Raw genomic sequence first — 13,234 nt, forward strand, 5'->3', positions numbered from 1 at the left:
CTTATGCCATGATAGTGCTTCATCTAAAATAACAGGTGTATGGTTGTATTTTATTTTTTTTGCCCTTTTATAATAATCCTTAAGGGCTTCTTTATAATCAGGATGAGCACAGTTTTTGATAATAACTTCTGCTTTCTCTTTTGGACTCAATCCTCTTAAATCAGCAATACCTTGTTCTGTAATAATAACATCAACATCGTGTTCTGTGTGATCATGGTGAGCCACCATTGGTACAACTGTTGAAATATCTCCATTTCTCGCTATAGATTGTGTTGTAAACACAGAGATATAAGCATTTCTAGTAAAGTCTCCTGAGCCCCCTATGCCATTCATCATTCTACTCCCCATTATATTTGTAGAATTAACATTTCCATATATATCAACTTCAATAGCTGTATTTAAAGCTATTATCCCTAACCTTCTAATAACTTCTGGATTATTACTAATTTCTTGAGGTCTTAGTATTATCTTAGATTTATATCTATCTATGTTATTATAAAACCTAACTAATCCTTCCTTTGAAGGTGTTATTGATGTACCCGAAGCTATTTCTACTTTGTCTGCATCTATTAAGTCAATTACAGAATCCTGTATAACTTCTGTATAAAACTGAATATTATCAAACTTCGAATTAAGTAGACCTTTAAGAACAGCATTTGCTACTGAACCTACCCCTGATTGTAGAGGTAATAGTTCTTTAGGTATCCTTCCAAATTTAATCTCATCCTCTAAAAAGCCAATCAAGTTTTCAGCCATCTTTTTACTAACATCATTTACTTCAGCTAAAGGTCTAACATTATCTTTAATATCAGTGATAACTATACAAACTATTTTGTCTATATCTATAGGAACATAATTTGTTCCTATTCTATCACTTGCCTTTGTAATTGGTATTGGAAGTCTGTTGGGCGGAGATTGAGGAATATAAATGTCATGCATCCCTTCTAAATCTAAAGGCTGGCTTGTATTGATTTCAATAATTACTTTTTCAGCCTTTTCAACTATAGTCGGTGTATTTCCTACTGATGTAGATGGAACTATATATCCCTCTTCTGTTATCGCAACAGCTTCTATAATAGCAATATCAATATGACCTAAGAATCCATATTTAATATATTGAGGAAGGTGACTTAAATGCATATCTACGAAATGTATATCTCCTAAATTTATTCTATCTCTACAATCTTTTTGGGTTTGATATGGTAATCTTTTTTTAATAACTCCACACTTTGAAAGTTCCCCGTCTAGCTCTTCTCCTACCGATGCTCCTGTTATTAAAGTTATCCCTATGTTTGCCCCAGTATTTTTTACTCGTTCTGCTAAAGCTAATGGTACTGCCTTTGGATAACCTGAAGGTGTAAAGCCACTAGTTGCTACTGTCATACCATCTTTGATAAACATTGCTGCTTCCTCAGCTGAAGTTATCTTTTTAAATAACTTATTGTTTCGTATCCTATCTTTTACCAATCTACTCACCTCTGTTTATAATCTTGCCTATTAGCAACTAATATTATTTTTCAGTTGTTTCAAATTCTTTCTTAATTTTACTTAATAATTGTTTATCCTGTATTATATCAATGGCTGTTAAAACTAAAGCTCCTATAGTTTTACACATATTTTCATATGCAAACTCAGTAATTGTTTCCATAGCAAACTCCCTTGTATGTGCTACTATTTCCTTTTCACTTATCTTAAAATATGGATGTATTGAAGGGCAAACGTGGCTTACATTTCCCATATCTAATGAACCATAGCTTTCCCTTGATTCGTATATCTTTTCTACTCCCATGTCTTTTAATCTTTTACTATATAATTCAGATAATGTTTGATTTGTAACTAGATTATCATATGATGCTTCATAGTTAGTAATTTCTAATTGTGTGCCTGCTGCTAGTGAAGCACCCTTTGCACAATTTATTACCCTTTCTCTTAATATCTTCAAATATTTCTTAGTTGTAGCCCTTACATAAAACTGAGCAATAGCTAAATCTGGAACAATATTAGCTGCCTTTCCTCCTTCTACTATTATTCCATGAATTCTAGCATCTGTTCTTATATGTTCTCTTAACGAATTTATGTTATTAAATGTATTAATAGCTGCATCAAGTGCATTGATACCTTTCTCAGGATAAGCAGCGGCATGGGATGATTTCCCTCTAAAAGTAAATTGTATAGCTTCCATTGCTAATGAACTTCCACTTTTATAATGTTCATCCCCTGGATGGACTAACATTGCAACATCAACATCATTAAATGCTCCTTTTTCTACCATTTGTACCTTCGCTCCACTAGTTTCTTCTGCAGGAGTACCAAAAACTATTATTTTACCTCCAAGCTCTGATATTAATTTACTTAAAACTATTCCTGCACCTGTACTTGTAGTGCCTAATAGATTATGTCCACACCCATGACCTATTTGTGGCAATGCATCATATTCTGCTAAATAAGCTATAGTAGGACCTGGCTTTAAACTATCAAATTCTCCTTTAAAAGCTGTTTTAATACCTAGATATTTTTCTTCTACTTTAAATCCATATTTCCTTAATAGTTCAATATGTGCTCTACTGGACTTCACCTCTTCATATCCTAATTCTGGATTATTATATATATACTCGCTTAATTCAATAAGCTCATCTTTCACTTCTTCTATCAAATATAATACTCTCTTTTTCATTCCCATTTCCCCCTTTACCATAGTTCGCTTCTTCTAATTACTCTTCCTAATCTGTTGTTTATAATCGTATTATCATTAACAGCTATTTTACCGTGTAAAATAACATGTTTTATGCCAATTGGTGGCTTAGTAGGTTCTTCAAAAGTAGCATCATCTATTATAGTTTCACGATCAAATATAACTAAATCAGCATCAGCACCTTCTTTTATATTCCCTTTATTTTTTAATCCCAATCTTTTAGCTGGCAGTAACGTCATTTTCCTTAGTGCATCAATTAATGATACATCATTTTTTTCACGAACATATCTCCCTAAAACCCTTGGAAATGTACCAGCTCCTCTTGGATGTCCTTGCCCCCTTCGATATAACCCATCACTTGCAACATAAACAAATGGTGCTTTAAGTGCTTCTATAACTTCCTCTTCTTCCATCACAAATGCAACAACTAACATTTCAGGGTATTCATTTCTTACTTTATAAAATAATTCTTTATTGCATCTTACCCCTTTATATGGTTCTTCAGTCAACATAATACTATCATAGGATTTGTTCCATAGTTCAAAACATCCCTCATCAAATACAGCAGAACCTATATACGTACTAAAGGCATTATATGGATAGCAATCTGCTGCTACATCTACTCCATTGTTTATAGCATCTTGTATGATTTCTAATGCTTCCTTCATCATACCAAAAGCTGTACAACTTCCTATATGAGAAATTTGCATTGGTTTCCTTGTTAGCTTTGATATCTCAATCATTTCTTTAATAGAATCTATGCCATATTTTGCATCCTTTCTATAATGGGCTGAAAGTATTATTTCTTCTTCCTTTACTCCTTCACATAGATTTACAATTTCTTCTATAGTAGTCCCTGGAGAATATTCTAAGCCAAATGAAATACCAATAGCCTCATTTTCTTTAATATCATGGATAAGTAATTTCTTCATATCTTCTATCTCTTGCTTTGTTGCTTCTCTATATCTATCTTCTATCCCAACTAACTTTCTTAAATAATTATGACCTATAAAGGATAAATAGTTTACTGGTGAACCATTTTTATCAATAAAATCAAAGAAATAATCTAATGACTGTCTATTATTTCCACAATTGCCTGCAACACAGGTGGTAACCCCCATTAGAAGCATCTTATTAGCTATATCATAGTCATCTCCGTCTGGTGAAGTCCCAATTACTTCTTCATGCATGTGTATATCTACAAATCCAGGTGAAACAATCATTCCATGTGCATCTATTTCGGTTTTACCCTTTCCTATTAAATTCCCTATATTAACAATCTTTCCATCCTTAATACCGATGTTGCAATCTTTTATCTGATTAACGTCAAAATCTATAATCTTGCCGTTAATGATTTTAATATCATACACATTATTTCCCCCTCGATATGGTTAACCCTCTTGTAAATAAACTTTATTAACATATTGAGAAGTCATAGCTTTAAGTATAGCTACATAATCAAGAATAAAAATTATTTTATCTCCTACATCATAGTTTGTATTACAATCTGTAATATCTAAAATTAAATGGTCACTACTTCCTCCTAAGATAATTATGTCTTTATCTTCTGATTTCATCCAGTTCAAATCAATATCTTGCTTTCCTATTGCACAAATTGCTCTTTTTCTTATTCCTCTGTCTTTAAAAACTGGTATATTACCAAAGGCATCATTTACTATCTTTCCTATTGGCTTTGAAGGTTTTTGCTTAATTTCAACTATTTCTGCTATTAATCTAAATGCATCCCTATGTGTTCCTTGTATTATACTATTAGTTACTTCAATTGTACCTAATATTAAAGAAGTTCCTAATCTTAATTGATTGATACCTTTTGGAATTTGTTGTCCCTTTTGTATAAGGTGTAGGCTACTTGAATTCCCACCTGACAATACATTTAATTTAATATTGTATATATCCTCTATTTTATTCTTTAAGCTAATTAGTTTTCCTAAATTATCCTCTGTTGGAATAACACCTCCAAAACAAGTAAGATTAGTTCCAAGTCCAAGTAGATTTATTCCTTTTAGTTTTATAATCTCTTTAACTATCTTAAATACATCATCTTCTTTAAAAATTCCTTCCCTTAAATCACCAACATCTATCATCAACACTACATTATGAACTTTCCCTTTTCTATCTGCGATCTCAGATATTTTCTTTATAGTTTTTAATTCTGAATTTAATGATATATCTGCATATTCCACAACCTCTTCAACTGCACTTATCATCGGAAGTCTAAGCAGCATTTTCTTAACATTAATATCTTTTATATTTATTAAATTCTCCAATCTTGAATCTGCAATAATTTCAACTCCACCATTCACCATAGCTTGAGCAATTTCAAATGAACCACAAGAAACTTTATTAACTCCTACTACTTCTATTCCATACTTCCTACATATACCTACTACAACCTTTGTATTGTGAGTAATTTTAGGTAAGGATATCTCTAATCTAGGATATTTCATAAACTCCACATCCTCAATTTTAAGTAATACAGACAGGGAGAAAAACCCTGACTATATTACTCTACTACTCCACAAAATTTCATTGCTATTCTTGAATACACATCTACCATATTTACTAAGTCATTTATAGGTACTCTTTCATCTTTAGTATGGGAATATGAGATATCTCCTGGACCACATACTACTGTAGGAATATTACCAAAACTAGATAATAATGCTGCATCTGTCCATCCTCTTCTTCGTGTAATGTCTGGTTCCCTGCCAATGACTTCTTTTAAAGCCTCTCTAGTACAACTAACTATTAATTCATTGGGCTCAGTCATTAAATACAAATGGTCTAGAGTTAACATATTATTCGGCATTCTTACTATTTCTGCATCAAATTCAGGATCTTCTGCTTTTAGTTTGTCTATTATTTGCTGGTATTCTCCTATAACTGATTCTACTGTTTCACCAGGTATATATCTTCTATCAATTTTTATGGAGCACCAGTCAGCAACTGTACTTGGCTGACTTCCTCCTTCAATTCTTCCAAAATTCATTACAGATGGTCCCATATATTCGTTATATCTTTTTTCAAGTTTTGGATATAGTTCTTCTTCTATTTTTGTTATTAATTTAGCTGCCTTAGAAATAGCATTAACTCCTAAATGGGGAATTCCACCATGAGCCGCTTTTCCCTTTATTTTTATTTCTAACCACTCAAGCCCTCTATGCCCTATTGCATATTCATAATTTGATGGTTCTCCTACAATAGCACCATGAGCTTTTATTTTAGATTTTACAATATGTTCTGTTCCTTCACTTTTTTCTTCTTCACCGATTACTCCTGTAAATATAATATTTCCTTTTAACTTTATACCGGATCTTTTTATAGCAAGCATTGTTATAAGCATACAAGCTAAAGCACCTTTCATGTCTACAGTACCCCTACCATATATGTATCCATCTTTTATTTCTGCAGCAAATGGGTCTATGGTCATTTTATAAGGTGGAACAGTATCTGTGTGTCCGTTAAACATCAAGGATTTCCCATTTCCAATCCCCTCTAAATATGCAAGTACATTTTTTCTTTCCCCATCAACAGGCTGAAGTTTTGATTTTAAACCATTTTCAATACAAAACCTATGAATATACTCAGCAACTTCCTTTTCTCTATTAGGTACATCTTTATGACTTGGGATTCTAACTAGCTCTTGAGTAAGCCTTATCAATTCTTCTTTGTCATAATATTCTTTTATATCAATCATTTGATTTACCTCGGTTTTGTCTTTAAAAAGGACCATAGTTTATAGCATTAGCTGTAATAAGGAATATAGCACCAATAACTAGCCAAATTAGCATAAGAGGCCATAAGAATTTAACCCATTTCTCGTATTTTATCTTAGCTATTGATAAAACTCCCATTAAAGCTGCTGAAGTCGGAATTATGGAGTTTGTAAACCCATCACCAAATTGATATGCTGTAACTGCAACTTGTCTATTTACCCCGATTACATCTGCTAATGGAGCCATTATAGGCATAGTTGCTGCAGCCTGACCACTACCTGAAGGAATAAAGAAGTTTATAACTACTTGGACTATATACATTCCTAAAACAGATATGGATTTAGGTAGATTTTGAATAGCTAAAGCTAATCCATTGATTATGGAATCGATAATAAGTCCATCCTTCATAACAACCAATATTCCTCTGGCTATCCCTACAACTAAAGCACCGAACACTATAGATTTAGCCCCTACAACAAATTCTTCAGCAATTTTACTTGGACCAAGTTTCCCTAAAAATCCACCTATTATACCCATAGCTAAAAATGTTGAACCTATCTCAGTTATATACCATCCTGATGTAAATACTCCCCAAATTATGAACCCAAAACCTACTACTACTGCAAGTAGCACTAAGTAATGTCTTGATTCAAGGGTAGGTATATTTGATAAATCTATAACCTTATCTTTTTCTTCTATTTCTAATTCTCTAACTAAACTCTTTTCTGGATCATTTTTTACTTTATTTCCATATCTCATTACATACCATATTGTAACTGTAAGCATAACTACTAATATTATCAATCTATATCCTATACCTGAAAATAATGGTAGTTCAGCAATACCTTGAGCTACTCCTACAGTAAATGGATTCATAAACCCGGAAGTAAAACCACAAGCAGCACCTAACGTAATCATAGCAGTACCTGTAATTGCATCATAGCCTAGTGCTCTCGCCAATGCAATACCTATAGGAACAAAAACAATTGCTTCTTCTGCCATACCAAATGTTCCACCTGCAAGAGAAAATAATATTAAGAATATTGGAATCATTAGCTTTTCTTTTCCTCTTAAAGCTAAAGCTATTTTTCCAATACCAGCTTCTATTGCTCCAGTTGCAGTTATAATTTGAAATGAACCACCAACTATAAAAATAAAGAATACTATCTTAGCAGCATCTTTCATTCCATTTGGAACTGCCTTAAATAAGTCAAAAAACGTTGTTGGATTCTGCTCTACAGTATGAAAAGAATCAGGGTCTACAATAGTTCTACCTTTTGGACCTTCTATTCTATCGAATTGACCTGCTGGAATTATATATGTCAATATAGCCATTACTATTATTACGCTAAAAAGAATTACATAGGTATGAGGAACCTTAAATTTCTTTTTTTCTTGAATTTTTACAGACATCATAAAACCTCCTTAATTTCATTATTAGTATTGATTTTTATTTATAACTGTACTATCATATTGTTGTTATTAATTTTTATTTGTAAGTGAAGGGTCTTTATATTATCATCCCTTACTCGAAAGACCTTTCATTTACATTTCTCTTTTTCGTCACCATATATATACTGCATTTTTATTAATTTTCACCTCCTTTATCAGTTTATTAAGGTTAATTAACACCACCTCCTCTTATGGAATAAACTTACTAATTTTTTGTGCTGCTTCTATTACTTTTTGTTTAATAAACTCAAAATCACTATTAGTTAAAGCACTTTTTATTGATGCAGCTGCAACACTCCCAATTACTTTACCGCTAGAATTTCTCACAGGTGCGCCAATTCCTATGGCTCCTAGTAAGCTTTCTTCATTACTTATTGCATAACCATTTTTTCTAATCTTCTCATATTCCTTTAATAATTCTTCTGGGTCAGTAATTGTATTAGGGGTTTTCTTATATAGTTCTGAAGAATAAACTATCTTCTTTAATTTTTCTTTAGGCTCAATAAAAGCAGTTATGCATTTACCATAAGCACCGCAATGAATTGGATAAAAGCTTCCAGGTCTATATCCTATTTTTATTGGTTGATAGTTCTCAATCTCATATATATTCATTATCTTACCATCTATTAACATTGCATATCCTACAGATTGTTTAGTTTCCTTTGCTACTTCATTCAATATATATTTTATCTGCTCAGAATTAGTTTGATTGTTAATATAAGCTATGCCAATATGATAGGCCATAGGCCCTAGAGTATACTTTTTGTTCACAGGATTTTGTAAAACTAACATTTCATCCTTTAAAGTATTCAATATTCTATGTACCGTACTTCTATTTATACTTAGTTCATTAGATAACTCTAATGCTGTCATTTCATAAGGTGCTCTAGCTAATTGCTTTAATATGTTAATTGTTTTTTGTATAGATGATTGATTTCTGCTCACTTTATAACTCCTTCCGTCAAATAATGTTCATCATGTGAACAAGCGTTTGTTATATTGACATATTTTATTATTCAATATATATTCTATTATCCCTCCATAACATTCTTAATTTTTTGAAAATTTTGCTTTTTAATGCAATGTAAAATTATTAAATATCGGCATAAAAAAATGACAGAGAATATTCTCTGTCATCCTAAAAACCCTGTGTTTTAAGCCATTTTTCTGCGTTTTCAATTTTATAAAAGAACTCCTGTTTAAAAGATTTATCTTTTGCTGCTATTTTCATTTGTAATTCGATTACTGACCTATAATTGTCATACTTATCTAAAACTGTAGCAGCTGTTGTAAAAGCATTTTTCCAGCCCCACTCAACATGATCTTGTATATCCTCGGTAATCATCGAAACCTTATAAGCTGACAAATCACAAAGCTTTGCCCATTCTTCCCCATTAAATAGTGGAACAATTTTTTCCACATAATCGTTATGTAATCTTTTTACATCTTCACTTGTCCAATACCCTATAGGCTTTTCATAAACTAAATTTCTCTCTAAATCAACCTTTAAAAAATACTTACCATGTAAATCCTTAATCTCCATAATACCACCTAGCCTATTTAATTGTATTAGTCTATCATTGTCGAATGTTGTCAAATATATTTTACTACATTTGTCCTAATTTTTCTATATCTAAAATCAGAAAATTACTTTTAATATAATTTAAAGGGTTAGACTTTACGTCTAACCCTTTAATTCAAATTTTTATATCAACTCAGATGCAGAATTACTAAAAGTTTCTTTATTATTTTCTAGTCCTTCATATTCTATGGATTCGTTTTCAGCATAATATACATTTTCATCAAACTCACCTTCTGATTTAGCTACCACTATTGTACAAACTGCATCTCCAGTAATATTAACAACTGTTCTACACATATCAAGTAGTCTATCTATTCCTATAATTAATGCAATTCCCTCTACAGGTAGTCCAACTGATGTAAGAACCATTGAAAGAGTTATGAGCCCTACTCCTGGAACCCCTGCCGTTCCTACAGATGCAAGTACAGCTGTAAAAATAACTGTTAATATTGCTTGAATAGATAAATCTATACCATATACTTGAGATATAAATATTACTGCAACACCTTGCATTATAGCGGTTCCGTCCATGTTTATAGTTGCTCCTAGAGGTAATGTAAAAGATGCTACATTTTTTGATACTCCACATTTTTTCTCTACTGTTTCTATTGTTAATGGAAGAGTTCCACTACTAGATGCTGTAGAAAATGCAACACTCATCGCTGAACCCATGTTCTTAAAAAACTTTATTGGATTAAGTCTTCCTAGCAAACCTAAAACGCCCATATATGTAAAGAGAGCGTGAATAAGTAAAGCTAATAGCACAGCAAGCATGTATTTTAATAATGGAAACATGGCTTCAAACCCTACAGTAGCAAACGTTTTCGCTATAAGAGCAAATACACCATATGGAGCAATAAGCATTATTAATTTGACCATTTTCATTATTATTTCATTAAGTGAATTAAATATATTAATCACTGGTTCTGCTTTTTCTCTTATAAGTGCCATAGTAACTCCAGTGAACAAGGCAAATACAATTATTTGTAACATAGAACCATTAGCTAAAGAAGCTATTGGATTTTGTGGTACCATATCAGTTATTACTTCCACTAGTGGTTTTGCTGTTCCTATTGTAGGTTCTTGTTTTAAGACATTAGATAAATCAAGTCCTATTCCAGGGTTTATAACTTTTGCTATAACTAAAGCTAAAGTTATAGCCACAGCTGTTGTAGCCATATAGAATCCTAAAGTTTTAACTCCTACTCTCCCAAGTTTCTTAACATCTCCAATTGCAGAAGCTCCACATACTAACGATACAAATACTAAAGGTACAACTAACATCTTTATAGAGTTTATAAATATTTGTCCAACCAATTTCAATATACCATTAACAAAAATAGTATTTTTTATAAAATCCGATGGAATTTTATTTAAAATTAACCCAAACAACGCACCTAAAATTAACCCAACTAATATCTTCTTTGTGAGACTCATTCTTTTCTTCACTCTATTCCCCTCCTTTTAATTCCCTATTTTGATTATAAAGAGGGTATTTAAAATAATACAAAAAAACTCATTTTCATACACAGAATTTTCTTTAAAATGCAAGTATCTTTGTTTTATATTTCACTTTTGAATAAAAGCCCTTCTATAAACTTTTTTACATTAACCTTTCCACCTGTAGTTCTTTTCTTTCTTATATAATCCATCTCGGCTTTTACATCTTCAAAATTAAATAAAGTATTTGAAAATTTAATAAAGCTATCATTCATATAATCCTCAATACCTAAATTAGCTATGTTCGTTAATGCTTTATTTATAGCCCTTCTTATTCTTTGCTCCATTGCTTTAGGATTATCACTTAAAATACTAGAAATTTCGCTTATTTTATAATTAAATCTAGTTTGTTTATTATCAATAAGATAGTAACAAATGTCTAGGATATCTTCACTTCCTTTTTCTCCTAATATCCCTAATTTACTTAGAATTTCTTTTATCTTTTTATATCTGTCTACTTCTTTTTTTACTATATTTTCTTTCCTTAGTTCTAACGATTCAAACATATCTTTTATATTATACAAAGTTTCTTCTATTTTCTTTTTATCAATAACTTTTTCTATTACATTAACAACTTCAATAATATTTATTGGTTTTGTTATAAAAAACTCAATCCCAGCCTTATATGCCTTACCAATCATTTCTTTTGATGATACCTGAGAAATCATTATAAATCGTATACTACTACATTTTCGTTTTATCTCCTTAACTAAGTCTATTCCGTCCAGCTCAGGCATTAATAAATCAACTAGTACTACATCAGGTTTTTTTAAATATATTTCTTTTACTGCATCCTTACCATTACATGAATACCCTATGACTTCTCCGAGATTTTCATCTTCTATTATGTTTTCTAAAATTTTCACTACACTTGTATCATCCTCAACTATATAAAACTTTGTCAATTTCTCACCTCCATTTTATATTTTGTTTTTAGGCAATAAAATTTCAAATACCGTACCTACATTATAGTTTGATTCAACTTTTATTTTTCCTCGGAAATGGTTTTCCACTACATCTTTTACTAGAGTTAAGCCAAAACCTCTGTTTATATCTCCTGTTTCTCTATTATATTTTGTTGAAAAACCTGGTTGGAAAATATATTCTAAGTCTTTTTTCTTTATACCTCTTCCATTATCATAAACTTTAAATACATGATTATCACTATCACTGTGATAGCTAACTATTATTATACCATCTAAAGATTTACTATCAATAGCTTCAATTGAGTTATTTATTAGATTCCTTAATGTTGATATTATGTGATAATGCTCCTTTGTTCTAAAATCTTTACTAATTTTAAAATTAAGCTTTATATTTATTTCTTTATTCTCTAAGTACCTTTTAGTACTTTCTTCAAGAATGTAAAATATATCTTTTAATCTCATATCAGAATATTCTATTTTATTTTCAGTAAGTTCTTCTATTCCTCTTATTACTCTTATATAATCCTTTTTTACTTCATGTACATCCTTTGCTATAGATAGTGCTAAAGTTTTTTGCTCTTTTAAACAATCGGTGGTTACCATTCCTTCATATAGTTTGTAAGAGTTTCCCATGACCTTTTCTATATAATCAATGTTTTTCTTCATTAAGTATATTTCACTTTTTAAGCTAGATGTTAATAAAATTAGCTTTCTATATCTAGCTTCATGCTCTTCTTTTATAAGTAATAATCTATAATATTTTATTATTGATATAAACAGTATTACAAATGACGTTCTACCCAGGGCAATTATAAATAGTACTTTAATCATATCTAAAACATCTTTAGTAAACAACTCCTCAATTCTTAAAAAAAGTTCCATTGTGTTAGAAAGAAAATCACAAGCTAAAATACCTAAAAATAGTTTATACATATTTTTTTCATTATTTAGTCTTAAATAATAAAAACAAATTCCATATACGGAATAAAAGAAAATAACGGGATAATTTACTGTTAAAGCATGATATATATCTAAAGTACTAAAATAAAGTATACAACTCCTAAATAAGAAAACTATAATCCCTGTTGCTATTGAAGCATTTATTATATTGAAATCATTGTATAATAAAAGTAGTACCGAAAACACTATTACAGAAAGTGATACTCTAAAATCATTAGTAAACAAATTAACATATACTTGTGATACCAGAGCAACACTTATTCCTAATATTAAAATCTTTTTTACTTTTTCCATATTTCCCTCCGAAGTTATATAGTTTTGTCTTGGTGAATGTAATTTCTTTTTAATATTTCTTGTATATATTCCTTTCAAGAATTAATTCTAT

11 protein-coding genes are annotated in these 13,234 nt (G+C 30.7%); all 11 read right to left on the reverse strand.

Features of this window, described 5'->3' with window-relative positions; translation table 11 throughout:
- Positions 1–1,467 (reverse strand): acetyl-CoA hydrolase/transferase family protein (locus L21TH_RS01495; RefSeq protein WP_034429012.1); only part of this gene is annotated, 1,467 nt, incomplete at its 3' end.
- A gap of 43 nt (positions 1,468–1,510) precedes the next feature.
- On the reverse strand, positions 1,511–2,674 hold the full coding sequence (locus L21TH_RS01500; protein WP_006307382.1) for a M20 family metallopeptidase: 1,164 nt from the start codon (positions 2,672–2,674) through the stop codon (positions 1,511–1,513).
- A 14-nt stretch (positions 2,675–2,688) separates the two neighbouring features.
- Entirely contained in the window at positions 2,689–4,062 is a 1,374-nt protein-coding gene (locus L21TH_RS01505) for an N-acyl-D-amino-acid deacylase family protein (RefSeq protein ID WP_006307383.1), read from the reverse strand.
- Positions 4,063–4,083: 21 nt separating this feature from the next.
- Entirely contained in the window at positions 4,084–5,160 is a 1,077-nt protein-coding gene (orr, locus tag L21TH_RS01510; RefSeq protein ID WP_006307387.1) for an ornithine racemase Orr, read from the reverse strand.
- A 56-nt stretch (positions 5,161–5,216) separates the two neighbouring features.
- Entirely contained in the window at positions 5,217–6,410 is a 1,194-nt protein-coding gene (locus tag L21TH_RS01515) for a M20 family metallopeptidase (protein WP_006307390.1), read from the reverse strand.
- A 22-nt stretch (positions 6,411–6,432) separates the two neighbouring features.
- Positions 6,433–7,842 (reverse strand): YfcC family protein, encoded by a 1,410-nt coding sequence (locus L21TH_RS01520; RefSeq protein ID WP_242826488.1) that lies wholly within the window; start codon positions 7,840–7,842, stop codon positions 6,433–6,435.
- Between the two features lie 228 nt (positions 7,843–8,070).
- Positions 8,071–8,826: an IclR family transcriptional regulator gene (locus L21TH_RS01525; RefSeq protein WP_006307395.1), complete on the reverse strand. Its 756-nt coding sequence runs from the start codon at positions 8,824–8,826 to the stop codon at positions 8,071–8,073.
- A gap of 193 nt (positions 8,827–9,019) precedes the next feature.
- A complete protein-coding gene (locus L21TH_RS01530; protein ID WP_006307397.1) occupies positions 9,020–9,424 on the reverse strand; it encodes a hypothetical protein in 405 nt (134 codons plus the stop codon).
- 162 nt (positions 9,425–9,586) lie between these two features.
- Positions 9,587–10,912, reverse strand: a complete 1,326-nt coding sequence (locus L21TH_RS01535) for a dicarboxylate/amino acid:cation symporter (protein WP_006307398.1) — start codon at positions 10,910–10,912, stop codon at positions 9,587–9,589.
- A gap of 113 nt (positions 10,913–11,025) precedes the next feature.
- Positions 11,026–11,868 (reverse strand): DNA-binding domain-containing protein, encoded by an 843-nt coding sequence (locus L21TH_RS01540; protein WP_006307399.1) that lies wholly within the window; start codon positions 11,866–11,868, stop codon positions 11,026–11,028.
- 15 nt (positions 11,869–11,883) lie between these two features.
- Entirely contained in the window at positions 11,884–13,143 is a 1,260-nt protein-coding gene (locus L21TH_RS01545) for a sensor histidine kinase (RefSeq protein ID WP_006307400.1), read from the reverse strand.
- Positions 13,144–13,234 lie beyond the last annotated feature (91 nt).

Source organism: Caldisalinibacter kiritimatiensis (assembly GCF_000387765.1).
GTDB lineage: Bacteria > Bacillota > Clostridia > Tissierellales > Caldisalinibacteraceae > Caldisalinibacter > Caldisalinibacter kiritimatiensis.